Source organism: Actinoplanes solisilvae (assembly GCF_003999975.1).
Lineage (GTDB): Bacteria > Actinomycetota > Actinomycetes > Mycobacteriales > Micromonosporaceae > Actinoplanes > Actinoplanes solisilvae.
Map to the genome: position 1 here is coordinate 61,004 of NZ_RJAC01000001.1, position 24,354 is coordinate 85,357.

The 24,354-nt window shown below is 70.1% G+C and carries 23 protein-coding genes; 6 read left to right on the top strand and 17 right to left on the bottom strand.

The window, feature by feature from the left end; all coding sequences use genetic code 11:
- Positions 1–41 precede the first annotated feature (41 nt).
- On the top strand, positions 42–2,801 hold the full coding sequence (locus EER30_RS00270; protein WP_164842195.1) for an ATP-binding protein: 2,760 nt from the start codon (positions 42–44) through the stop codon (positions 2,799–2,801).
- Positions 2,802–2,804: 3 nt separating this feature from the next.
- Positions 2,805–3,614: a DNA-formamidopyrimidine glycosylase family protein gene (locus EER30_RS00275; protein ID WP_127497095.1), complete on the top strand. Its 810-nt coding sequence runs from the start codon at positions 2,805–2,807 to the stop codon at positions 3,612–3,614.
- On the opposite strand, the gene pspM is transcribed toward EER30_RS00275, so the two are convergent.
- The 6 genes from pspM to rimO form a co-directional block, all read right to left on the bottom strand.
- On the bottom strand, positions 3,556–4,350 hold the full coding sequence (gene pspM, locus EER30_RS00280; protein ID WP_127497097.1) for a phage shock envelope stress response protein PspM: 795 nt from the start codon (positions 4,348–4,350) through the stop codon (positions 3,556–3,558). The two genes, EER30_RS00275 and pspM, sit on opposite strands and share 59 nt — an antisense overlap.
- Positions 4,351–4,384: 34 nt before the next feature.
- A complete protein-coding gene (locus EER30_RS00285; protein ID WP_127497099.1) occupies positions 4,385–5,248 on the bottom strand; it encodes a PspA/IM30 family protein in 864 nt (287 codons plus the stop codon).
- A 312-nt stretch (positions 5,249–5,560) separates the two neighbouring features.
- Entirely contained in the window at positions 5,561–5,956 is a 396-nt protein-coding gene (locus tag EER30_RS00290; protein WP_127497101.1) for a helix-turn-helix domain-containing protein, read from the bottom strand.
- A 159-nt stretch (positions 5,957–6,115) separates the two neighbouring features.
- Positions 6,116–6,607, bottom strand: a complete 492-nt coding sequence (locus EER30_RS00295) for a CinA family protein (RefSeq protein WP_240669687.1) — start codon at positions 6,605–6,607, stop codon at positions 6,116–6,118.
- Positions 6,600–7,163 (bottom strand): CDP-diacylglycerol--glycerol-3-phosphate 3-phosphatidyltransferase, encoded by a 564-nt coding sequence (gene pgsA, locus EER30_RS00300; RefSeq protein WP_127499212.1) that lies wholly within the window; start codon positions 7,161–7,163, stop codon positions 6,600–6,602. Before pgsA ends, EER30_RS00295 begins: the two co-directional genes overlap by 8 nt.
- 50 nt (positions 7,164–7,213) lie before the next feature.
- The gene (gene rimO / locus EER30_RS00305) at positions 7,214–8,674 is read right to left on the bottom strand and encodes a 30S ribosomal protein S12 methylthiotransferase RimO (protein ID WP_127497102.1); all 1,461 of its coding nucleotides are present in this window, start codon (positions 8,672–8,674) and stop codon (positions 7,214–7,216) included.
- Between the two features lie 82 nt (positions 8,675–8,756).
- Between rimO and EER30_RS00310 the strand changes: the two genes are divergently transcribed.
- Positions 8,757–10,097, top strand: coding sequence for a glycosyltransferase 87 family protein (locus tag EER30_RS00310; RefSeq protein WP_127497104.1), 1,341 nt, complete (start codon positions 8,757–8,759; stop codon positions 10,095–10,097).
- A gap of 296 nt (positions 10,098–10,393) precedes the next feature.
- Here the strand turns inward: EER30_RS00310 and EER30_RS00315 are convergent, their stop codons facing one another.
- On the bottom strand, positions 10,394–12,928 hold the full coding sequence (locus tag EER30_RS00315) for a DNA translocase FtsK (protein WP_127497106.1): 2,535 nt from the start codon (positions 12,926–12,928) through the stop codon (positions 10,394–10,396).
- Positions 12,929–12,990: 62 nt separating this feature from the next.
- Between EER30_RS00315 and EER30_RS00320 the strand changes: the two genes are divergently transcribed.
- Positions 12,991–13,404: a YbjN domain-containing protein gene (locus tag EER30_RS00320; protein ID WP_240669688.1), complete on the top strand. Its 414-nt coding sequence runs from the start codon at positions 12,991–12,993 to the stop codon at positions 13,402–13,404.
- Positions 13,405–13,487: 83 nt separating this feature from the next.
- Here EER30_RS00320 and EER30_RS00325 read toward each other — a convergent pair whose 3' ends face one another.
- The 5 genes from EER30_RS00325 to EER30_RS00345 form a co-directional block, all read right to left on the bottom strand.
- Entirely contained in the window at positions 13,488–15,008 is a 1,521-nt protein-coding gene (locus EER30_RS00325; RefSeq protein ID WP_127497107.1) for a S1 family peptidase, read from the bottom strand.
- A gap of 90 nt (positions 15,009–15,098) precedes the next feature.
- Complete coding sequence (locus EER30_RS00330) at positions 15,099–16,787, bottom strand: ribonuclease J (protein WP_127497109.1); 1,689 nt, start codon at positions 16,785–16,787, stop codon at positions 15,099–15,101.
- A gap of 21 nt (positions 16,788–16,808) precedes the next feature.
- The gene (dapA, locus tag EER30_RS00335) at positions 16,809–17,702 is read right to left on the bottom strand and encodes a 4-hydroxy-tetrahydrodipicolinate synthase (RefSeq protein ID WP_127497111.1); all 894 of its coding nucleotides are present in this window, start codon (positions 17,700–17,702) and stop codon (positions 16,809–16,811) included.
- A gap of 26 nt (positions 17,703–17,728) precedes the next feature.
- Entirely contained in the window at positions 17,729–18,283 is a 555-nt protein-coding gene (locus EER30_RS00340) for a DUF2752 domain-containing protein (protein WP_127497113.1), read from the bottom strand.
- A gap of 75 nt (positions 18,284–18,358) precedes the next feature.
- A complete protein-coding gene (locus tag EER30_RS00345; RefSeq protein WP_127497115.1) occupies positions 18,359–19,573 on the bottom strand; it encodes a winged helix-turn-helix domain-containing protein in 1,215 nt (404 codons plus the stop codon).
- Positions 19,574–19,667: 94 nt separating this feature from the next.
- Here EER30_RS00345 and EER30_RS00350 point away from each other — a divergent pair, with 94 nt between their 5' ends.
- Both EER30_RS00350 and EER30_RS00355 read left to right on the top strand, forming a co-directional pair.
- Positions 19,668–20,231, top strand: coding sequence for a GNAT family N-acetyltransferase (locus EER30_RS00350; protein WP_127497116.1), 564 nt, complete (start codon positions 19,668–19,670; stop codon positions 20,229–20,231).
- A 4-nt stretch (positions 20,232–20,235) separates the two neighbouring features.
- Positions 20,236–20,631, top strand: a complete 396-nt coding sequence (locus EER30_RS00355) for a thiol-disulfide oxidoreductase DCC family protein (protein WP_127497118.1) — start codon at positions 20,236–20,238, stop codon at positions 20,629–20,631.
- 35 nt (positions 20,632–20,666) lie between these two features.
- Here EER30_RS00355 and EER30_RS00360 read toward each other — a convergent pair whose 3' ends face one another.
- The 5 genes from EER30_RS00360 to EER30_RS00380 form a co-directional block, all read right to left on the bottom strand.
- A complete protein-coding gene (locus EER30_RS00360; protein WP_127497120.1) occupies positions 20,667–21,314 on the bottom strand; it encodes a Fic family protein in 648 nt (215 codons plus the stop codon).
- A 5-nt stretch (positions 21,315–21,319) separates the two neighbouring features.
- Positions 21,320–22,063: an antitoxin Xre-like helix-turn-helix domain-containing protein gene (locus EER30_RS00365; RefSeq protein WP_127497121.1), complete on the bottom strand. Its 744-nt coding sequence runs from the start codon at positions 22,061–22,063 to the stop codon at positions 21,320–21,322.
- Positions 22,060–22,851 (bottom strand): TIGR04255 family protein, encoded by a 792-nt coding sequence (locus EER30_RS00370; RefSeq protein WP_127497123.1) that lies wholly within the window; start codon positions 22,849–22,851, stop codon positions 22,060–22,062. The genes EER30_RS00365 and EER30_RS00370 overlap by 4 nt, the downstream gene beginning before the upstream one ends.
- 198 nt (positions 22,852–23,049) lie before the next feature.
- Positions 23,050–23,922: an HTTM domain-containing protein gene (locus EER30_RS00375; protein ID WP_127497125.1), complete on the bottom strand. Its 873-nt coding sequence runs from the start codon at positions 23,920–23,922 to the stop codon at positions 23,050–23,052.
- Positions 23,907–24,344, bottom strand: coding sequence for a hypothetical protein (locus EER30_RS00380; RefSeq protein ID WP_127497127.1), 438 nt, complete (start codon positions 24,342–24,344; stop codon positions 23,907–23,909). The genes EER30_RS00375 and EER30_RS00380 overlap by 16 nt, the downstream gene beginning before the upstream one ends.
- Positions 24,345–24,354: the final 10 nt, after the last annotated feature.

Genomic DNA, 24,354 nt, shown 5'->3' on the forward strand with positions numbered 1-24,354 from the left:
GCAGACTGCCTGCAATGCCTTTGCACTCCTATGCTCGGCGAGTGCTGATCGCCCACGTGCTCGGGCCGACCGAGGTCGAGGCCGACGGCGTCCGGCTGGAGCTGGGCGGTCCGTTGCCGCGGCGGATGGTGACCGTGCTGCTCGCCGCCGAGGGCCGCCCCACGTCCGAGGAGGCGCTGACCGAGGCGGTCTGGGGTGCGTCCGCGCCCGCCAATCCCGCCGCTTCCCTGCAGGCGTACGCGTCCCGGCTGCGGCGATCGTTCGGCCGGGGCGCACTGAGCCGGGCCGGCGACGGCTACCGGCTGACGGTCGACGACACCGACGCGAAGCGCTTCACCGAAGACGTACGACGAGGTCGCGCTCTGCTGGATCAGGAGCGGCCCGGCGAGGCGTTGCGGGCCTTCGACGCGGCCCTGGCCCGCTGGCGCGGTGAGGCTTTCGCAGACCTGCCCGAGACGTACGCCCGTACGCCGCTGGAAGAGCTGCGGACCGTCGCGGTCGAGGAGCGTCTGGCCGCCCGCCTCGCCGCCGGTGACGCGCCCGGCGTGGTCGGCGAGCTGGAGGCGGCCGTGGGTGCCGAGCCCTACCGGGAGCGGCGCTGGGAGCTGCTGATTCTCGCGCTGTACCGCTCTGGCCGTCAGGCCGAGGCGCTGGCCGCCCTGCGCCGGGTACGCGCCCGCCTCGCCGACGACCTCGGCATCGACCCGGGCCCGGCGCTGCAGGATCTCCAGGGGCGCCTGCTGGCCCAGGACCCGGGGCTCCTGCTGCGATCGCGTCCGGCCACCGCCGTACGCCCGCTGTCGCGTTTCTTCGGCCGCGAGGGGGAACTCGCCGCACTGTCGGACAGCGCCCGCCTGATCACCCTGGTCGGGCCGGGCGGGGCCGGCAAGACGCGCCTCGCGGTCGAGCACGCCGCTGCCCGGAACCCGTGGTTCGTCCGGCTCGCCGACGTGACCGAGCCCGCTCTCGTTCCCGCCGCCGTCGCCGCGGCCATGCAGATGCGGGGCGCGACCGCCGAGACCATCGCCACGGCTCTGGGCGACACCCCGGGCCTGCTCCTGCTCGACAACTGCGAGCATGTGGTGGCCGCAGTGGCCGACCTGGTCGTCGATCTGCTGGCCCGCTGCCCCGCCCTGCGCGTGCTGGCCACCAGTCGCGAGCCGCTCGGGGTCGACGGTGAACGGCTGCTGCCCGTGGCGCCGCTGCCCGCAGCCGACGCCGTGGCCCTGCTCACCGACCGCATCACGGCCGTACGGCCCGGCTGGCGACCCGGTCCGGCCGAGTCCGCGACGCTCGAGGATCTCGCGGCGGCGCTCGACGGCATCCCGCTCGCCCTGGAACTGGCGGCCGCGCGGGCCCGCGTACTCGGGCTCGCGGAGCTTCGGGACATGTTGCGCGACCGGTTCCCCGCGCTCGGCCCGGTGCCGCGCGGCGCGCTCGCCCCGCACGAGACGTTGGAAGCCGCCGTGGCCTGGAGCGTCGACCTGCTCGGCGAGCACGACCGCGCGATGCTGCTGCGGCTGTGGCCGTTCGAGGGCGGCTTCCCGCTGTCGGCGGTCGAGGACGACCTGGAGGGCCTGTCGGCGCTGGTGACCCGGTCGGTGGTGGTCGCCGACACGAGCGTGACCCCGGCCCGCTACCGCCTGCTGGAGATCGTCCGCGCCTACTGCCGCAAGCACGACCCCGACCCGGCCGGCAGCCAGGCCCGGCAGGCGCTCTGGGTGCGGCAACTCGTCGAGCAGCACGTGCCTCTGCTGCGCGGCGAGCGCTCGGCCCACGCGATCCGGGTGCTCAACCGGGAACTGCCCAACCTGCGCGCCGGCATCACCCACGACCTGTCCGTACGGCCCGAGGCCGCGCTGCGCACCGCCGGCCAGCTGGAGTGGTTCTGGTTCCGGGGCGGGATGGTCGCCGACGGGCTGCCGCTGCTGCGGGCGGCGCTGGCCGCGGCTCCGGACGCGCCACCCACCGACCGGGCGCGCGGCTGGGTCAGCGCCGCGCTGCTGCGCTACCTGGCCGGGGACCCGGGCGCGGTCGGCGACCTCGAGACCGGCCTGGCCGTTCTCGGCGAGCAGCCCGACACCGAAGGGCGGATCCTGCGGGCGCACGTGGCCTACTACCTGTCGCTCTACTGGTCGGCCCGCGAAGAATTCGGCCGGGGCGTCGAGTGGGCCCGCCGAGCGACGGCGCTGGCCGAGGAGGTCGGCGAGGAGTATGTCGGCGCGTCGGCGCAGATGTCGCTGGGGACGGCGCTGGCGGGGGCGGGCCGGGTCGCCGAGGGGCGGCGCGTGCTGGCCGGGGCGCAGGAACGGGCTCGGGCCGTACGCCAGGCCTGGACCACGGCGATGAGCGGCCTCCTGCTCTCCCGAGCCCTGTTGATGGGCGAGCCCGGACGGCCCGACGGAAAGCTGCCCGGCGAGCCCGGACGGCCGGGCGGAAAGCTGCTTGGCGAGCCCGGAGGGGCGGGCGGAAAGCCGACGGAGGCGCTGGCCGTGCTGCGGGAGTCGCTGGCCATCTTCGCCGACGAGGACGACGTCGGCAACGTGCTGGCTTGCCTGCACACCGGCGCCTACGCCCTCGCCCTCGACGGCCGCCCGGACGACGGCGCGGCCCTTCTGGCGGCGGTCCACCGGGCGGCCGCCCGCCGGGGCCTCGAACTCGACGCCATCGACCCTCCGCGGGCAGCGGGCCTGGCGATCGTGCTGGCCGGCGTCGACCTCGCCGCCGCCGAGCGCGCCACCGCCAATCTGGACGAATCCGACCTGCCCGGATTGCTGGGCCCTCGACCGGGGCACGATTGAGGCATGCCCGAGGGGGACACTGTCTGGAACACCGCGCGCGTGCTGGAGCGCGCGCTCACCGGCGACGTGCTGACCGCGTCGGACTTCCGCGTGCCCCAGCTCGCCACCACCGACCTGAGCGGTTGGACGGTCGCCGAGTCGGCCAGCCGCGGCAAGCATCTGCTGCTGCGCCTGACCCGCGACGGGCACAAGCCACTCACCCTGCACTCGCACCTGCGCATGGAGGGCGCCTGGCGGGCGTACGCCCCGAAGGAACGCTGGACGGGCCGCCCGGCCCATCTGATCCGCGTCGTGCTGCGCACCGAACGCTCGGTGGCCGTCGGCTATCACCTGCACGAGGTGGCGCTCCATCCGACGGCCGAGGAGGAACGGCATCTCGGTCATCTCGGCCCCGACCTGCTGGGCGCCGACTGGGACGCCGCCGAGGCCGCTCGGCGCATCGGCGAGAACCCGGCGCTGAGCATCGCCGATGCGCTGCTCGACCAACGCAACCTGGCCGGCGTGGGCAACCTCTACAAGGCCGAGACGCTCTTCCTGCGGGGGCTGTGGCCGTGGACGCCCGTGTCCGAGGTCACCGACCTGCCCGGTACGGTCGCGCTCGCCCAGAAGCTGGTGGCGTCGAACCGCGGCCGCTGGACCCAGACCACGACGGGCTCACTGCGGCGCGGCGAGACGAGCTATGTGTACGGTCGGCGCGCGCAACCGTGTCGCCGCTGCGGCACCGCGATTCAGAAAGCCGACCAGGGCGAACGGATCACCTATTGGTGCCCGCGGTGTCAGCCGCGCCCGGCTGGAAGCTCGACGGACGTTTGAGCTCGGACAGGCCCTCGGCGATGCCGCGCAGGCGGTCGGTGGCGTCGACCAGGCTGGCGAAGGCCGGGTGCCGCCCGTCGGCGACGGGGTGACCGTCTTCGGCGACGAAGCTGGCGGCTGCCGCGACCAGTCGTTCGTACGCGTCGACGCCCTCGGTGAACTGGGCGGCCAGCGACGAGTGGGACTCGACGAGGGCCGCGCGCTGCTCGGGCGGGCTGAGCGGCAGGGCCCGTTCGACGCTGGCGACCCGCTGGCCGAGGTCGCGCAGCCATTCCTGGGCGACCGCGGCCTCGAGCACGACCTCTTCGCCGGGGCCGGTGAGCCGGGCCGAGAGGGCGGCGAAGGTCGACGATGCTTGGTCGAGCCTGTCCCACGCCTCGGTGATCTGGGAGCCGCGCAGGGCGTAGCGGTTCTTCTGCCGGCGCACCTCGTGCATCATCGTGCGGCCGGCCGGGAAGCGCTCGATCGCCGCGGCCAGCTTGCCCCCGGCCAGGGCCGGCGGCGGTGGTGGCGGGGCGGGTGTGGCAGCCAGCTCACGGTGGTCACTGAAGCGCCACCAGGCCAGCGCGATCGAGGCGCCGGCCGTGCCGGCCCAGATGGCGTCGGCCCAGCCGATGCCCGCATAGGGGGTGAGGACGGCGGTGGCTGCGGTCAGTCCGCCCCCGAGCACGCTCCACCGCCGTGCCGAACCGCGCAGGCGCTTGAGTCGCCGGAAGTATCTGGTCCGCTCGTCCACCGTCGTCCTCCCCTGAGGTTGCGGGCCGCGATGCTCAGCCGGCCGCCGTCGTGTCGCCGCGCTTCTGGTTCATGGTGGCCCGGATCTCGTCGAGCCGGGCGACGCTGGCCGGGTCGGACGCCGGCGCGGACGCCGCCTGCTCGACCGCGGGCTTGTCGGACGCGGCACCGAGCTTCTCGCCCGCCATGCTGGCGCGGATCTGCTCGAGCCGGGAGTTGCCGGCCATGTCGAGGCTGGATTTCTGCACCTCGAGCATGCGGCCCTCGACGGAGTTGGACGCGAGCTCGGCCCGGCCCATCGCGTCGGCGTAGCGGCGCTCGATCTTGTCACGGACCTCGTCGAGCGACGGCGTGTTGCCGGGCGCGGCGAGCGACGACATCGACTCGAGCGACTTGGCCACGGTCTCTTGCATCTTGGCCTGCTCGAGCTGGCTGAGCAGGCGCGACCGCTCGCCGATGCGCTGCTGCAGGACCATCGCGTTGTTCTCGACGGCCTTGCGGGCCTGACCCGCGGCCGAGAGCGCCTGGTCGTGCAGCGTCTTCAGGTCTTCCATCGACTGCTCGCCCGAGACCAGCTGGGTGGCGAGCGTCTGCGCGGTCGACTCGTATTTCTGGGCCTCGGACTCGTCGCCGCCGGCCCGGGCACGGTCGGCCAGGACCAACGCCTGACGCGCCATGCCCTGCAGCTTCTCGACCTCGCCCATCTGGCGGGACAACTTCATCTCGAGCTGCCGCTGGTTGCCGATGACGGCCGCGGCCTGCTGAACGAGGGCCTGGTGCTGTCGCTGCGCGTCCTCGATGGCCTGCTGGATCTGGACCTTCGGGTCGGCGTACTCATCGATCTTCGCGCCGAACAGCGCCATAAAGTAGCGCCAGCCCTTGACGAACGGGTTCGCCATCTCGCGGTATCCCCTCAGTGTCGCTCAGTCCGGTCCGCCACCGACGCAGATCGAGGAGCTGTCGCGATGGCGTGTTCACCTGATGTGGTCATGCCATCGTGTCAGCTCGACGCCACCGACGTCACGTGACCTCGGGGGGATCTCAGGGTCACCCCCACGGTTGAAGGCTACGCGCATTCCCTGCTCGGGGTCGATCCCAGGGAAGCGTCCCCTAGGAGTCACAGCAACCCCACAGACGACTAGGCCGGGCTCGCGCAGACGACAAGGCCGGGCCCGCTCCGTGGAGCGGGCCCGGCCGATATGACGGAACTCTCAGGCGGCGTAGACGACGTCGCGCTGGGGCTTGCGGGTGGCGTGCAGCGTCGCCTTCAGCGGCGAATCGCGGCGGACCGAGACGGCGACGTCGCTCGTCGACTTGGTCGCCGGCGACTTGCTCGAGTCGGCCTCGACCGGGACTAACACACCCTCCATGCCCTCGGCGAGCGACAGCGTGCTGCTGACCTCGCTGAGCAGCTCGGAGAGCCGCGCGCCGAGCGCGTCACAGATCGCGGCTAACAGCTCGCTGGACGCTTCTTTCTGGCCGCGCTCGATCTCGGACAGGTAACCCAGGCTGACATTCGCGGCGGTGGACACCTCGCGCAGCGTGCGGTGCTGCCCCTGCCGGCGCGCCCTCAGTGCGTCGCCGATAACCCGGCGTAGCAGGACCATGGCACCTCCTCCTGCGGCGGGGCCACCGGCACACGCCGGAGGCTTCCCGCAACCGTACCCGCTGCCGGCCATGCCGACATACCGCCCCGCCGAATTCCGGGACCGGCCCGACAGCGGGGCTAGTCGTGCAACCAGCGAGACTCCTGAGACATTCCCAGCTCAGACCGAAGCGGCTGGTTCGCGTAGACATTCCGCGAGCAGCAGTAGCGCCCTCGTCACACTTTCGGTACGGATGGCTTCGCGGTCGCCCTCGAGACGTAACTCGCGCACCTCGGCGCCGGGCGGGCCGGCGACGGCCACATAGACCAGCCCCACCGGCTTGCCGTCCTGCGGTTCGGGCCCGGCCACGCCGGTCGTGGCCACACCCCAATCGGCGCCGCAGCGCACCCGCGCGCCCTGGGCCAGCGCGGTGGCGACGTCGGGGTCGACCGGGCCGCGCTCGGCCAGCAACGACTCGGGCACACCGGCCAGCGCGTGTTTCAGATCGGTGGCGTAGACCACAAGACCGCCACGGTAGACCGCGCTGACTCCCGAGATCTCGACCAGCGTGGCGGCCAGCAGCCCACCGGTCAGCGACTCGGCGGTGGCGAGCGTCTCACCGCGTTCCTTCAGCCGGCGCACGGACGCCACGGCGACCAGGTCGTTACCCACCAGGCGAGTCTAGGCGCCGGTCACGTCGCGCGTCCCGGCGTAGCTTCAGAGCCTCGACCACATAGTCCACACCGGTCACCACGGTCACGACCGTCGCCGCGCCCATCAGCCACGGGCCGACGATGTCGAACGGCTCGGGGACCGGCCACAGGTACCAGGCGATGGCGGCGATCTGCAGGACGGTCTTCAGCTTGCCGCCGCGGCTCGCCGGGATGATGCCGTACCGGATCACCCAGAACCGCAGGGCGGTGATGCCCCACTCGCGGAACAGGATGAGCGAGGTCACCCACCAGGGCAGCCGGTCGTAGACCGAGAGCAGCACCAGCGCCGTACCGGTCAGGGCCTTGTCGGCGATCGGGTCGGCCACCTTGCCGAACGAGGTGACCAGCGACCAGCGCCGGGCGATCCAGCCGTCCACGAAGTCGGTCGCCGAGGCCACACAGAACACCAGGCAGATCGCGATGCGCGAGCTGGTGCCGACCAGTTCCGACGAGACCACGAGGCCCAGGAAGACCGGGACCAGCACGATCCGCACCACGGTCAGGACGTTCGCCATGTTGTAGGGCGAAACCGTCCGGGGCGCGGCCACCGGGACCGGCTCGTCGGTCACCGCGGGGACACCGGCGCCGCTGAGATCATCTCGACCGGCACGGCCACCAGGTCGACTCCCTCGGTCGCGGTGACCCGGGCCCGCACGAAGTCACCCGGGCGCAGCGCGGCCAGGTCGACGCCTTCCGTGCCGGCGACGAGCGTGGTCGAGCCGTCGACCTCGGGCGCCTGGTGCTCGGCGCGGCCCTCGATCTCGCCGCTGTCGACCGTGTCGACCAGCACCTCGACGATCGAGCCCAGCCTTTCCTCGGCCCGCTGGTTGCAGAGCTCGTCGGCGAGAGTGACGATCCGGTCGTACCGGCGCTTGATCGTGTCTTCCTTGACCTTCTTGTCGAGGCCGGCCGCTTCGGTGCCGTCCTCGTCGCTGTAGTCGAAGACACCGATCGCGTCGAGCCGGGCCTCGGAGAGGAAGCGCACCAGCTCGTCGACGTCGCCCCGGGTCTCGCCGGGGAAGCCGACGATGAAGTTGCTGCGCGCGCCGGCCGCGGGGGCCAGCGCGCGGGCCGAGGCGAGCAGGTCGAGGAACTTGTCGGTGGAGCCGAACCGGCGCATGCGGCGCAGCACCGGCTCGCTCGAGTGCTGGAAGGACAGGTCGAAGTAGGGCGCGACGCCGGGGGTGTTCGCGATCGTCTCGACCAGGCCCGGACGGGTCTCGGCGGGCTGCAGGTAGCTGGCGCGCACCCGCACGATGCCGTCGACCGCGGCGAGCTGGGGCAGCAGCTTCTCGAGCAGACGCGGGTCGCCCAGGTCTTTCCCGTACGACGTGCTGTTCTCGCTGACCAGCACGAGCTCGCGGACGCCGGACTTGGCCAGCCACTCGGCCTCGGCCAGCAGCTCTTGCGGGTCGCGTGAGACGAAGGCCCCGCGGAAGGCGGGGATGGCACAGAACGCGCACTTGCGGTCGCAGCCACTGGCCAGCTTGAGGCTCGCGACCGGGCCGTTGTCGAGCCGGCGGCGCAGCACCGTGCGCAGGTGGGCCGGGGTGTGCTCGTCGACGGTGGCGTGGCCGGGGATGACGACCTTGGCCGACTGGCGCTGCACGGGGGTGATCGGCAGCAGCTCGCGGCGGTCACGCGGGGTGTGGGCGTCGAAGCGCTCGCCGGCCAGGACGCCGTCGAGCCGGGACGCGATGTCGGCGTAGTCGTCGAAGCCGAGCACCGCCTGCGCCTCGGGGAGGCTGTCGGCGAGCTCGCGCCCGTACCGCTCGGCCATGCAGCCGGCGGCGACGACCTTGGCCCCGGTGTCCGCCGCGGCGAGGAGGGTCTCGATCGAGTCCTGCTTCGCCTTTTCGACGAAGCCGCAGGTGTTGACCAGCACGACGTCGGCGCCGGAGGCATCGGTGCTCACCTCCCACCCACCCGCGTCGAGGCGGGCGGCCAGCTCTTCCGAGTCGACCTCGTTACGGGCACATCCGAGGGTGAGCAGGGCGACACGGCGGGAGGCAGGAGTTACCGACACTCGACAAGGTTAGCGGGGTTCCACCTCTCACTCACCCGCGCACTGATCCGATCGGGGGTCGCCGCCCGTATCCCTGGGCGCCATGCAGACTTCCCGAAAGCCCCCGCCGCACGCCGAAGCCCTGCTCATCGCGGGTTTGGTCGTGATCGCCATCCTCATCCGATGGGCCGGATGGCGTGAGAAGACCGGCGACATGAGCATCTTCTTCCACTGGCATCGCCAGCTCCGCGAGGCCGGCGGGTGGCGCGGGATCGGTTCCGAGATCGGCAACTACAACGCGCCGTTCCTCTACCTGCTCGCCTTCACGATCTATCTGCCCGGCCCGCTCATCCTCAAGATCAAGGCGATCTTCGTCATCTTCGACGTGCTGCTGGCGTTCTTCACGTATCGCCTCGCCGGCCTGCGCTGGCCCGGCAGCCGCATCCCGGCCGCCGCCGCGCTGGTCATGGTGCTGCTGCCGACCGTGGTGATCAACGCCTCGTTCTGGGGCCAGATGGACGCGATGTGGGCGGCCCCAGCCCTGGGCGGCGTCTACTACCTGCTGCGCGGCAAACCCTGGGTGGGTGTGGCCCTGTTCGGCGTCTCGCTGGCGATCAAGCCACAGGGCGTGTTCCTCTTCCCGCTCCTGCTGCTGCTGGTCCTGGCCGGCAAGATTCCCTGGCGTACGCTCCTCGCCGCCCCCGCCGCGTTCCTGCTGCTGGACGTGCCCGCCGTCATAGCCGGCCGCAACCCGATCGAGCTGCTCACGATCTACAGCATGGACCGCCAGGGCATCCACGTGCCCGCGCTGAGCCTGCGAGCCCCCAACGTCTTCGCCCTGCTGCCCAGCAGCCCCCGCGACGACACCCTGAGAACTCTCGGCTACCTGATCACCGCCGCGATGGTGCTAGGCGTGATCTACGTCCTGATAGCCCGCGCCGTTGACCTGACCCAGGAGCGCGTGGTCACCGTCGCCGCCCTCTTCTCGATCATGGTCCCGTTCCTCCTACCAGGCATGCACGAGCGCTACTTCTTCCTGGCCGACGTAATGACGCTCGTATTAGCCGTCTTCGTCCCCCGCCTGTGGTTCGTCCCCTTACTGGTCCAGGCGTCCTCCCTGCTCGCCTACCAGCCTTACCTGGCCCGCCCGAACCCCCCAAGACTCCCCATGACCATCCCCGCCACCCTGATGCTCATAGCCCTGGCCGCGGCCGCCTACCACCTACTACGCGAAGCCTTAGCCAACCAAAAAGCACAAACCACAATCCCCAACACCCCAGCCGCGCTGCCACCGTCCCCCACCGTCGTCGTCAAGCAGTACGCAGACTTGGTTGAAGCGCGACCAAAGTCAGATTCAGCGGCGCTCACGGCCCTTCACCCAACTCCCGGCGCTAACACCAACCTGGCTGAACCGCGACCAAAGTCGGATTTCGCCCGTCGATGAGTTGGGAGCGGTTTTGGCGACGCCGCAAAGAGCACGGCGCCGCCAAAACCGCTCCCAACTCATCGGCCTCAAGGGGCGAAATCCCGGAGGAGCGGAGCGACGACCAGCAAGCTCAGCAGCGTTGCCCACCAGGCCCAGCCACAGCCAGGCGAGAACCACCAGGCCCAGCCACAGCCAGGCGAGACCCCCAAGCCCACCCACAGCCAGGCGAAAGCCCTAAGCCCACCACAACAGCCAGGCGAAAGCCCTAAGCCCACCACAACAGCCAGGCGAGAACCCTAAGCCCACCCACCGACTCAATCCAGCTTGAGCGACGCCAGCGACTCTTCCAGCTCGTCCGGCTTGACCAGCACGTCGCGGGCCTTCGACCCCTCCGACGGCCCCACAATCCCCCGGGTCTCCATGAGATCCATCAGACGGCCGGCTTTGGCGAACCCGACCCGCAGCTTCCGCTGAAGCATCGATGTAGACCCGAACTGGCTGGTCACCACCAGTTCGATGGCCTGAATCAACAGCTCAAGATCGTCGCCGACCTCTTCATCGATCTGCTTCTTCTTGCTGGCCGGCGCCTCGGTCACGTCCGCACGGAATTCGGGTTCGCGCTGGTCCTTGCAGAATTTGACGACCGCCGCGATCTCGGACTCCTCGACCCAGGCGCCTTGAATACGCACCGGTTTCGAGGCCCCCATCGGCAGGAACAGCCCGTCGCCGCGTCCCAGCAGCTTTTCGGCTCCGGGCTGGTCGAGGATGACCCGGCTGTCCGCCAGTGACGAGGTTGCGAACGCGAGACGGGACGGCACGTTCGCCTTGATCAGACCGGTGACCACATCAACCGACGGCCGCTGTGTGGCCAGCACCAGGTGGATGCCCGCGGCCCGCGCCAGCTGGGTGATGCGTACGACCGAATCTTCAACGTCACGGGGCGCGACCATCATCAGGTCGGCCAGCTCGTCGATGATGACCAGCAGATAGGGGTACGGCTTCATGACACGTTCGCTGCCGGGCGGCGCGGTGATTTCGCCGCTGCGCACCTTGCGGTTGAAGTCGTCGATGTGCCGTACGCCGTTGGCCGCCAGGTCGTCGTAGCGCATGTCCATTTCGCGCACGACCCATTCGAGGGCGTCGGCCGCTTTCTTGGGGTTCGTGATAATCGGCGAGACGAGGTGGGGGATGCCCTCGTACGCGGTCATCTCGACCCGTTTGGGGTCGACCAGCAGGAGCCGTACCTCGTCGGGGGTGGCGCGGGTGAGCAACGACACCAGCAGCGAGTTGAGGCACGAGCTCTTGCCGGCGCCGGTCGCGCCCGCGATCAGGATGTGCGGCATCTTGGCCAGGTTGGCCACGACGAAGCCGCCCTCGATGTCTTTGCCCAGCGCGACCAGCATCGGGTGGTGGTCGGCGGTCGACGCCCGCGAGCGCAGCACGTCGCCGAGTGAGACGTTCTCGGGGTCGGTGTTCGGGATCTCGACGCCGACGGCGCTCTTGCCGGGAATCGGGCTGAGGATGCGCACGTCGGGCGACTTCACCGCGTACGCGATGTTGCGGGAGAGCTGTGTGATGCGCTCGACCTTGGTGCCCGGTCCGATCTCGACCTCGTAGCGGGTGACGGTCGGTCCGCGGGTGAAGCCGGTGACTTCGGCGTCGACGTTGAACTGGTCGAACACGCCGCTGAGGGCCGCCATGATCTCGTCGTTGGCCCGGCTGCGGGCCTTGGGCGGCGTGCCTTGGCCGAGCAGCGAGGGCGGCGGCAGGCGGTAGTCGCCGGGCACGGAGCTGATTTCGAGCTGTTCGGCCCGGGTGGGCAGCGGTTCGGAGTGTTCGGGTGGCGCGGGTTTCTTGCGGGTGGCCGGCACCTTGGGCACGGCGACCGTGTCGTGCATCACGAAGTCGTCCTCGACTGCGGGCGGTTCTTCGTCGGCCAGTCCGATGTCGGCCAGTGAGCCCTGCCGGCGACGGGCCGGCCGGCGTTTCTTGGTGGACGGTTCCTCGTCGCCGTCTTCGTCGTCGGGCAGCTCGGGGGTGGGCAGCGGGGCGCGTTCGGTGGAGCGGCCCATGAGCACGTCGGCCAGCAGCAGCACCCGCTCGGGGATCTTGTTGATCGGAGTGGCGGTGATCACCAGCAGGCCGAAGACGAAGAGCAGTACGAGCAGCGGCACCGCGACCCAGGCGGTGACCGCCCGTTCGAGCAGGGCCCCGAAGGCGTACCCGAGCAGGCCGCCGGCCTTGGTCATGGCGAGGTCGTCGACCGGGTCGTACGAGATGTGCAGCAGGGCGGCGGTCGAGATGACCAGGGCCGTCCAGCCGACCAGGGTGCGGCCGCGGTGCTCGGGGTCGGCGGGTTTACGCATGAGCCGCACCGCGCCGTAGAGCAGCAGCAGCGGGAGCAGCACGGCGAGACCGCCGAGGAACAGGTGGGTCGAGTCGGCCAGCCACTTGCCGACCGGGCCCGCGCTGCCGGCCCAGACCGCGACCCCGACCAGGATGGACAGGCCCAGCAGCAGCAGGCCGGCGCCGTCGCGACGGTGCTCGGGATCGATCTCTTTGGCCGTGGCGGCCTGACGGCCGACGCCGCGGGCGGCCCAGCCGACGCTGTGGGCCAGGCCCATCCACATCGCGCCCAGGCCACGGCCGACACCGGTGGCGACGGCGGCGCCCAGGCTGGGCCGGGCGCGAGCCGCCGAACGGGTGCGGGCGGCCGGCCTCTTGCGGGCGGGCTGCTTGGCCGGTTGGCGAGCGGGCTGACGGGCCGGTTGGCGGGCACGGTTCGTCGCGGCGCCGCGCGAACTCGACGCGGCGCGGCCCCGGCTCGCCGGAGAGGTGCGGCCCGCCATGGTCACACCGTAACGTCCTGACGCTCATGAATCCGGGAGCCACACCGACTTAGGATCGTCAGGTGCAGGCCTTCACCAAGGAAATGATCAAGGAAGCGCTCGACGGGCGCGAGTTCAAGTACTTCGAGGACGCCGACGGCGACATCGGGGGGAATTTCCAGGGCAACCTGGTCTATTTCTTCCGCATCGGGGAGCAGCAGGAGGTGCTCCAGGTGCGCGCGATGATCCAGCATGTGTTCGGCATGGACGACGTGCCCCGGCTCTACGAGTTCTGCAACTCCTGGAACCACGACCAGCTCTTCCCCAAGGCGTACGTGCACGTCAACGACGACGGGACGGTGCTGGTGGTCGGCGAGGTGATCGCCGACTGGGAGAAGGGGGTGACCCCCGAGCAGCTCGACCAGGTGCTGATCGCCGCGATCGCCACCAGCGTCCAGCTGGCCAACGAGGTCGCCGAGCTGCGTCAGTCCTCGTGACGCACTGATGCCGGGAAGCCTTCTCGGCTCCCCGGCATCATGGTGCGCTGTCACCACCTAGGCAGGGTCGGTGGTGGCGCGCATCACGGGGTGGTGAACCCCAGGGTGTACGCGCCGCTGCCGGAGGTAGCCACGACGACGTACCGGTAGATGCCGGAGCGGCCGTTGAACGTCAGCTCCTTGTCGCCCTCGCCGGTCGCCCGGGCGACCGTACGGAATCCGTTGGCGCCGCGCCGCTGCAGGAGCAGGTCGAAGTCGGCTCCGTCGGGGGCGCTCAGGCAGGCGGTCTGCCGGCCCGCGTTCGACCGGAAGGCGCCGCCGTCGGGCTGGGCGTGAGCGGTGCGGGCGCGGGCGATCTCGGCGTTGCGCTGCACGGCCTGGTCGGCGCAGGCAGCGGCTTCGGCGCCCTCCTCGACGGGCGGCGGCGGGGCGGCCTCACCGGTGGTCACCAGGGTCAGGTTCTCGGCCGCGAGGATCTCGTTGACCGGCTGGAAGAACGTCTCGCCGCCGACCGTGCAGTCGCCGGAGCCGCCCGAGGTGAGGCCCTGCGCCTGGTCGCCGCTGAGCCACGGGCCGCCCGAGTCGCCGCCTTCGGCACAGACGTTCGTACGGGTGAGGCCGGTGACCGCACCCTCGGGGTAGACCACCGTCTGGTTCTTGGCGAGGATCGTGCCGCAGCGGGTGCCGGTTGTGGAGCCCGAGCGGCAGACCGCCGCACCCACCGGAGCCTCGGTCGCGCCCGCCACGGGCAGCTCGTTGTCGTTGAAGTCGTTGACGACCGGGCGCGGGGTCCAGTCGCCGTTGACCTCGACGAAGCCCATGTCGGCGTCACCGGGGAAGGTCGACGCCCGTACGACGCCCTGGGCCTGCTGGTTGAAGCCGAGCGTCTCGTCACCGACCGCGCCGCAGTGGCCCGCCGTCACGAAGCCGCCCTCGACCGAGAAGCCGATCGAGCAGCGGGCCGTGCCGCCGGGAACCTGGATGAAGTAGGGGTCGGCGCCGCGCACGTCGAACAGCGGCTTCGGCGAGGCGTCGCTGGTGACGACCTTGACCGCGGCCCCCGGGACGCCGGCCGTGCGGGCCAGCTTCTTCGCGGCGGCCGCCTTGCCGGGCTTGGCGACCACGACGAGCTTGTTGGTGGCGACGTCGACATACCACCCGGTCAGGCCCGCGGCCTCGGAGCGTACGGAATCAAGCTTCTCCTTGGCCGTCACCAGGGTCTGCTCGCTGCGCTCGACCAGCACCGGCTCGGCCCCGGCGGCGCGAACCGCCTTCTCAGCCGAGCGGTCGGTCACCGCGATCTTGAGCGTGGTCCCGTCGGTGGCGAGCCAGGCGCCACCGAAGTCGGAGCCGGTCTGCGCCGACAGCTTGGCGCTGACCCCGCTGGCCCACTTCGACCGCTTCAGCCGGGCCGTGGCCTGATCGCCGTCGAGGCCCAGGTCGCGTTGCATCGCCGCAAGGATCTGCGCCGAACCGTCACCCGACCGGGGTGCGGCGGTCTTGCTCGACGGCGTGGTCCCGGCCATGGAGGGCAGGGTGAAAGCCACCGCTGCCCCGGCCGCGACCACGACCGCCGCCGCCACGGCGATCCGTCTGCGCTGCATCTGAGGTACTCCCCTCGCCACGGGTGCCGTGGGGGCGGCACCGTCGTGACAGGGGTTACGGGCAGCAGCGGTAAAAGGTTGAAAAAGGGCTCAGACTTCTACGACGGTTGGCACGATCATCGGCCGCCGGCGATAGGCGTCGTTGACCCAGCGGCCCACCGTACGGCGTACGACCTGGCCCAACTGGTGGGTGTCGGTGATGCCGTCCTCGGCCGAGCGGTGCAGGGCCGCGGTGAGCAACGAGATCACCGGGTTGAACGCGTCGGGGTCTTCCGAGAAGCCCTTGGCCGAGATGATCGGCTCGCCGACCACCTTGCCGGTCACCGAGTCGATCACCACGGTGGCCGAGATGAAACCGCCGTCGCCGAGTATGCGCCGCTCGGTGAGCAGCGACTCGCTGACGTCGCCGACCGCGAGGCCGTCGACGTAGACGTAGCGGTTCTGCACCCGGCCGACGTGCCGCGCGTGACCCTCGACCAGGTCGACGACGTCGCCGTCCTCACAGAGCACGACCCGGTCGGGGGCGACCCCCGACTCGATGCCGAGCTGGGCGTGCGCGCGCAGGTGACGCCATTCGCCGTGCACCGGCATGAGGTTGCTGGGGCGCACCACGTTGAGCAGATAGAGCAGCTCACCGGCGGGCGCGTGGCCGGAGACGTGCACCTTGGCCGTCTCTTTGTGCACCACCGTGGCGCCGGCCCGGGACAGCCGGTTGATCACCCGGTAGACCGAGGTCTCGTTGCCCGGGACCAGCGAACTGGCCAGCACGACCGTGTCGCCCGACTCGATCGTGATGTGCCGGTGGTCGCCGTTGGCCATGCGGCCGAGCGCGCTCATCGGCTCGCCCTGCGACCCGGTCGACATGAAGACGATCTCGTCGCCCGGCATCTTGGTCGCCTCGTCGAGGCTGACCAGCAGGCCGTCGGGGATGTTGAGCAGGCCCAGGTCACGGGCGATGCCCATGTTGCGCACCATCGAGCGGCCGATCAGGGCGACCTTGCGCTCGTACTCCCAGGCGGCGTCCATGACCTGCTGCACGCGGTGCACGTGGGAGGCGAAGCTGGCCACGATGATGCGGCCGCGCGCCTTGCCGAAGATCGAGCTGAGCACCGGGCCGATGTCGCGCTCGGGCGTCACGAAGCCCGGCACCTCGGCGTTGGTCGAGTCGCTGAGCAGCAGGTCGACGCCCTCGGCACCGAGCCGGGCGAACCCGGCCAGGTCGGTGATGCGGCCGTCGAGCGGCACCTGGTCCATCTTGAAGTCGCCGGTGTGCAGGATCAGGCCGGCCGGGGTGCGCACGGCCACGGCCAGCGCGTCGGGAATCGAGTGGTTGACCGCGAAGAACTCGCAGCCGAACGGCCCGAGCTGCTCGGTCTGCCCCTCACGAACCGTCAACGTGTACGGGTCCAGGCGGCGCTCGGCCAGCTTGGCCTCGACCAGAGCGAGCGTGAACTCCGAGCCGACCAGCGGGATGTCGGCCTTGTTGGCCAGCAGGTAGGGCACGGCACCGATGTGGTCTTCGTGGCCGTGCGTCAGCACGATCGCCTGGATGTCGTCGAGGCGGTCGAGGATCGAGGAGAAGTCGGGCAGGATCAGGTCGACGCCCGGTTGTTCGACGTCGGGGAAGAGCACGCCGCAGTCGATGACCAGCAGCTTCCCGTCGAACTCGAGGACCGTCATGTTGCGGCCGATCGCGCCGAGTCCGCCCATCGGGATGACGCGCAGGGCGCCCTCCGGCAGCGGCGGCGGCGGATCCAGCTCCGCGTGAGCTTGACTCATATGCGTTTTACTGTCTTTCGTCTACAGGCCGATGCCGGCCGCGGCGGCGTCCTGGCGCAACTGGTCGAGCTCGGCGCCGGTCGCGTCGACCAGCGGTGAGCGGACCGGGCCCGCCGGGCGGCCCTGGGCGTTCAGGCCCGCCTTGACCAGCATGGTCCCCGGGACCCGGAAGATGCCGGTGAACAGCGGCAACGCCCGGCGGTGCAGGGCCAGCGCGGTCGCGGTGTCGCCGCGCTCGAACGCCTCGATCATGTCTTTGGCCAGCACACCGGTGAAGTGGGTGGAGGTGCCGACCAGGCCCACCCCGCCGATCGACAGCAACGGCAGGGTCGCCGCGTCGTCGCCGGAGTAGTAGGCCAGGCCGGTGCGGCTGAGCACCTCGGAGCTGGCGGTGAAGTCACCCTTCGCGTCCTTCACCGCGACGATGCGATCGTGCTCGGCGATGCGCAGCATCGTCTCGGTGGCGATCGCCGTGCCGGCGCGGTGCGGGATGTCGTAGACCATCACCGGCAGGCCGACGGCGTCGGCGACGGTGAGGAAATGCCTGGCCACACCCTCCTGCGGCGGCTTGTTGTAATAGGGCGTCACGACCAGCAGGCCGTGGGCTCCGGCCTTTTCCGCGCTGTGGGCCAGCTCGATCGTGTGGGCGGTGTTGTTGGTGCCCACCCCCGCGACCACCCTGGCCCGGTCACCGACGGCGTCGACCACGGCGCGGAGCAGAACCTCTTTCTCGGCGTCGGTGGTGGTCGGCGACTCGCCGGTGGTGCCGCTGACGACGAGCGCGTCGTTACGCTGCTCGTCGACCAGGTAGGTGGCCAGTTTCGCCGCGCCGTCGACGTCGAGAGAGCCGTCCGGGGTGAACGGGGTGACCATGGCGGTCAACAGCCGTCCGAAGGGTCGCGGGTCGTGCGTCATACCCCACAACCTATCGGACGGCCCGCTCAGACGTAGAGCGCGGTGAACGGGGCCCAGGGCAGGTTGCGCACGACACTCCAGACCGCCCACACAGCGACAAAAGTGATCAAGACGGCCGGGCTGACGCTGAGCTGGGGCAGGTTCCACTTGAAGAGACGCTTCGCGGCCCAGGCCACGTACAGATAAAGAAGGAACGGCACGGCGAAGGTGAAGATCGCGTGGTGACGGGCGGCGGCGGGGAGGTCGCCGTGCAGCAGATACCACGCGGCACGGGTGCCGCCGCAGCCCGGGCAGACGAAGCCCGTGGTGTATTTCAGCAGGCAGGTGGGGGCGTCGCCGGCACCGGCCTCGGCCGGATGGGTGGCCAGCGTGTAGCCGACCGCGCCGCCCATGCAGACCAGCAGCGCGAGCGGGGCGACCCAGATCGGCGACCTCGTCCAGACGCGCTGGACGAACCGGGTGACCCGGTCGGGGCGGGGCTGATATTGCTGCGTCGTGTAGTAGGCCAGCCACTCGGGGGGCACCGGCGGGCCCTGCACCGGCTCATCGTCCAGCCAGGGGCGGGAGGGCGCGGCGGTCATGGCCGTCACGGTACACCGGCCTCGCTCTTCATCAAGACCACCAAAGATCCCGACTCCCGCTTCTCGGCCCACCTTCTACTCCACGCCTTTCTCCAAGATCATCTTCAGCGGCCCGGCGAGGTCACCACGCTCGGGCGGCGCCACCTCGGAAAGCCCGAGCCAACCGGCCAGCCGGTGCAGCTCGCCGGCCAGGGCCGCAGCGGTCTCGTCAGGGTCGGCGTGCGGCTCGAGCCAGGCCGCCGGGACCAGCAGCCGGCCGGTCTTACGGTCGGCCTTGAGATCGACGCGGGCGGCCAGCCGGTCGCCGAACAGGAACGGCAGGACGTAATAGCCGTAAAGCCGCTGAGCAGCGGGCACATAGATCTCGATGCGGTAGTTCATGCCGAACAGCCGCTCGGTGCGCCCACGCTCCCAGATGAGCGGGTCGAACGGGCTGACCAGCGTGGCCGCGTGAACCCGGCGGGGCACCTTGGCCTCGTGATGGAGGTAGGTCGGCTGCTTCCACCCGGGCACCCGCACGGGACGCAGCACCTGGTCGTCGACCAGCTCGGCGACCGCGCGCTTGAAGCCGTCGACCGGGAGACGGAAGTAGTCGCGCAGTTCGGGCTCGGCGGCCACACCCAGGGCCCGCGCGGACAGCTCGACCAGAGCACGGAACGCGTCTTCGGGGGCGGGGGTCGGGGTGCGCAGCACGGCCTCGGGCAGCACACGCTCGGGCAGGTCGTAGCGCCGGGCGAACGACGTGGTGCGCTCGGACGCGGTCACCTGACCGGTGTAGAACAGCCACTCGAGCGCCTGCTTGACCGACGACCAGTTCCACCCCCAGTGGTCGGTGCGTTTCGGCTCGTCGTGCTCGACCTCGGCGGCGGTGATCGGCCCGCGGTCGCGAACCACGGCCAGCACGCGGGCAACCAGCTCAGGCTGTTCCTCGGCGACCCGGCGCATGCCGCCCCAGGCCATCTCGGCGGCGCGGGCCATGCGCCAGCGGAACAGCGGCTGCAGATCGGTGGTGATCAGCGACGCCTCGTGACCCCAGAACTCGAACAGGTCACGCGGCTTGCGGTAAGCCGCCCGCTCGAGCAGGCCGACCGGATAGGGGCCGAGACGGCTGTAGAGCGGCATGAAGTGGGCGCGCTGGAGCACGTTCACCGAATCCATCTGGATCAGGTGGACACGGCGCAGCACCCGCCGGAGGTGGCGCAGGTCGGTCGCCCCGCCGGGTTTGGGGTCGGTGAAGCCCTGCGCCGCCAGGGTGACGCGGCGCGCCTGCGCGATCGAGAGACTGTCCATCGCCCGAAACGCTAGAGCAGGGGTACGACAAAATCCGAAGCGACGGTCGAAGTGCCCGAGTTGCGCTGCGCGACCGATCTGTAGGCTCGCGCGCATGGCTCTCGGCTTCGTCCGTCCCGCGCGTCCCGACGACGCCGCGGAGATCGCCCGCATCCAGCTCGCCACGTGGCGCACGGCGTACCGCCGCATGTTCCCGCCGCACGTGCTGGCCAACCTCGACGAGGCCTACCTGGCCCGCGGCTGGACCGAGGCGATCACATCGCCGCCGAGTCCGCGTCACCGCGTACTGGTCGCGGTCGAACAAAGCGAGGCAGCGTCGAGCACGGTCGGCTTCGCCGCGTTCGGCCCGGCCGACGAACAGGCGCTGGCCCCTGAGGAACCGGCCCTGCCCGCAACCGTCGCGGCGGTCACCGACCTGCTGGTCGAGCCCCGCTGGGGCCGGCGCGGGCACGGCAGCCGCCTACTGTCGGCCGCGGTCACCCACTGGCGCGACGACGGCTTCGAATACGCGGTCGCCTGGGCCTACGAGCAGGACAAGGCAACGCAGAAGTTCCTCACGTCGGCGGGCTGGGAACCGGACGGGGCGGGCCGGGCACTCGACGTCGACGACATGCTCGTCCCCCAGCTGCGGCTCCACGTCGCGGTCGGCGGAGAATAGACCCGTGACCACGCCGACCTTCGTCTACGACGGCGACTGCTCGTTCTGCACGTCGTGCGCCGAGTTCATCGAGAAGCGCATCCCGACCCACGCCCGGGTGATTCCGTGGCAGTTCGCCGACCTCGACGCGCTCGGCCTCACGGTCGACGAATGCGAGGAAGCGGTGCAGTGGGTCGGCACCTCCCGCGCCTCCGGCCCCGACGCGATCGCCCTGCTGCTCCGCGACGCCGGCCGCTTCTGGCACCTCGCGGGCGGCGCCCTGCAACTGGGCCCGGTGCGGCTGGCGGCGTGGCCGGCCTACCGCTGGATCGCCGACCACCGCCACCTGCTTCCGGGTGGCACGGCGGCCTGCTCGCTCCCCCAGGCCCAGCGCGACCTCCTCTACGGCAAGAACTCCTGAGACGTGCGGCGGTCGGGCCGTTCGTCACGCTGACTCTAAGATCCAGCAGCGCGGCGCGCTTCCACCAACCGCCGACGCATGAAGCGGGTGAGGGCGCTCGAGTCGTCGGTGCTCGGGTCCACCGCGGCGGCGGACGCAGCGATCAGGTTTGCGCGATCCACGGGCGGGCGCCCCGGAAAGATGAGCGGCTGCCAATAGCGAGTGAGAATCCAGTTCGCGAGAACGCGTGCGGTACGTCCGTTGCCATCCACGAACGGATGGATCCTGAGCCAGAGGGCGTAGTGCTGTGCCGTGCACTCCAAGGCCGGGTTCAGGCGGGATGGCGTCGCGTCGGCCGACGTCGGCATCGATGCGTCCAGACGAGCCAATCGCTGGGTCAGGCTCAATGAGAAGCCTCTCAACGCTTCACCGACTCGATCCGGTGGAGTGCCGAGGAAAGGCCCGAACACAACGTTGCAGGTCGCCAGATGCGGATGTTCAGATCCCCGGAAGTTGCCGACATAGGCTGGCGAAGGAACATGTCGGCAATCGCGGTGGATCTCAGCGTGCCAGGACCTGACGAGCTCCAGCGAGAAAGGTTCTCGCGCCCCCTTGGCACCGGAAATCTTGGCGTCCAGCAGCGCGACGTTGTTGGCGATGGTCGGGATGTCGTCCGGGTGCTCGTGCCAGTCGGGCGGTCTCATGCGGTTCACTCGGTCGCCGACTCACCTGAATCCATGAGGTTCTCAGCGAGGCTCCGGCTCAGCATTTCCTCGTCGTCGGCCAACTGCCCGGTGGACGGCCGCACAGCACCGTCCGGGTCGTAATCGCTGGTGTCCTCGAATGCCTCCAGGCTGGCGGCCTCCGCGGCGGCAAGCAGCTTCTCCGTCAGCTCGTCCGCGTTCAACGTGGCCGCGTTACGGGTCAGGTGCTCCCGGGACCCGTAGATCAGTTGAAGGGTCGCGATCTCGCCGAGCTCCTCTCGGGCGCTGGACACGGCGGCCCAGAGGCGAAGCAGGCGCGGAACGTTGGAATGCCGGGGATGTGTGGCGGGTGCCCGTCGCCAGGCCATCACGGTGCTGGGACTGATGCCCACCAATGCGGCTATCTGTTTCTGATTCAGATTGAGCCACGTAGACAGCTGCGTTGTCGCCTTCAGGAGGACGGCCGCGGCCGACGCCCCGGGCTCGGGGTTGTGTTCGACCTCTTGCACGTCCAGCGTCGCAGCATCATCAGCCTCAGCTACGAACACCTCGACCACACCGGATCGAGACGGCCGCCGCGGCGCGGTGGCATCGTCGGCGTTGATCATGCGGTTCGCATTGTCGACGAACCCGTTGAGAGGGGAGGCCGTCTGCGCCCGGACGCCGATGAGATGTCGACGTCGATCTCCTAGGAGGTCCACACCCTGCAGTTCGTAAGGTGCCGATGTGATCAGGTCTTCGACGGTCACGGCACTTCTCCCCCCTGCTTCATCTCCTCTTGCAGCGCTGGCCGAACTACGGTTTGAAAAATTTGCAGGGCGCGTTCGTTCAGCACACTCGCGGCGGCCAGTAAGGACTCCTGGTCGAACTCTCTCGCCCCCGACTGAAAACAGTCGATGTCCAGGACGAAAGCGGGCGCTGTTCCTTCTGAGACGACGCCGTGCTGCACCAAGGATTCAGTTCCATCCTCGAACCTGAGAGTCGCACGGCCCTCCGTCGCCGTGACGTATGAGGAAAGGGGCGAGTTCTCGATCGGTCCGGAGAAAGCAGGGTCTACGAGGTCGGCCCGTCCGAAGTCCCGGGCTTCACGTGCCTGCCTGGACTTGATCCGGTTGACGTAGCGCAGTCCGAAACGGGTAGAAAGCGCCGGGTTCGCGGCTTCGGCCAACGCGCGCACGCAGTGCCCCCATAGCGACAAGAAAGCCTCCCAGCCCGGGTAGACCCTTGTTTCCAACGTCATTTGATCGGTCAGGACGTTGACCGTCGTGGTGCCCGTGTCACTCGTAAACTGCCAGCCGGCCGGCTGCGGGGGCGCCTCCTGCTTAAGGGGCTCCGTGGCCGGAGCTGCGATCAGCACGACGTGGTGTTGCCGGACCTGGGTCATAGCGTCCAGGCCGAGCGGTTTCAAGTGCTTGAGCAACGTCTTGGCTGCGGATGCTGAGTCAAGATCCTGGCGTGTCTCATACCGCACCTGGCACAGAGTCACCAGCAACGGCGGAGCCACGAGAGGTGTCCGATCGGGCGCGGGAAGCGGCATGGTCCCTCTTCTTGAACTTGAACTGAAGCTACAACACCATCATCCATCGCACGCTCCTGCCGCAAGCCGGTTAATCGTCGGATCCAGTCGTTCGGCCCCTAACGAGCGGTGAGTACCGCCCCGGACTCGCCGAACATACGCCGACCGGGTGAAGAGCCGGTCGAGTTATCCACAGGCGAACACGACGCCCACGAGGGCTCAGGTGGTCGGCTCCGGCTGGGGCACCGCGTCCTTTCGGGAGCCCGCCAGCCGGCGGCGCGCCCACTCGATCGGGCGCACTCGTTCCAGGGGCAGGAAGCTTGTCATCGCGACCAGGTGCGGGGCGAACGAGATCGTGATCATCGAGAACGTCACCAGGTGGAACGAGTAGAAGAAAACGATGCCGACCCAGCGCCACCTCTGCGGCACGGCGAAGATCAGGGGGCTGAACATCTCGAAGAGCATGATGCCGACCTGGGCGACGATCAGCAGGCCGGGGATCACGGCGATCTCGTCGGCCAGCCAGGTGCCCCGCCGGATGATGGCCTGGGCCAGCACGGCGCTCTGCACCCAGTCGAGGCCGCCGAAGCGCAGTTTCGCCCACGCGGCCAGGAAGTAGGTGCAGACGACGGCGATCTGGGTGACCCGCAGCGCCCAGCCGGCCGAGTCCGAGAGGGTCTTGTCGCCGAAGCGGGCGCGGCCGATCGTGGGCAGGACGGCCAGGGCCACGAGCAGGCCGACCCGGTCGTGGTCGACCTTGCCGTAGCTCATCGCGATGACCATCCACTCGAAGTACAGCGCGAAGACGGCCCAGCCGAGGATGCGGGGTGCCCGGCCGAAGGCGGCTGCCGCGGAAAGAACGATCAGGGCCCAGAACACCGCCCACACCAGCAGGTGGTTCGGAGTCGGCAGATGCAGCACGCGCCCGATCAGCAGCGGCTCGTAGAGATCTCCGGGGGTGTTGGCGTGCGAGCGCACCCACGGCGTGAAGATCACCAGGTCGAGGACGACGAAGACGTAGACCACCGTACGGAAGGCGGCGAGACGGCCCAGCGGGACCGGGGCGAAGAGCCACTTCATGAGCGGGTCCATTCCGCGACGATCTCGTCGTACGACTGGCCGGTCGGGCGGGCGTTCTCGATGTTGTGCCAGCGCACGACGATCCGCACCGAGCGCAACGGTGGCGCGCCCGGCGTGTGTTCGGCGTACGCGGCGGCGACCCGGCCCAGGCGAGCGGGGTCTTCGACGTACGCCTGCTGTTGGCCCTCGATCTCGGCCCGGCGGATGCCGCTGTTGCCCTCGGTGATCGCCACCGTGCGCCCGGCCGTGTCGACGCCTTCCACCCGGGTGTCGCGCGCGTCGCCGTTCGGGTCGGGCGCCGTCGAGTACATGCGGAACGGCCCGAACGGGAAGTCGTCGTCGGTTCCCCACAGGGTGCCGGCGAGCAGCAAGGCGCCCACGATCACGGTGGCGAGCACCCTGACCTGGCGTCCGCGCGCGGATAGCTGGTTCACAGCGACACAA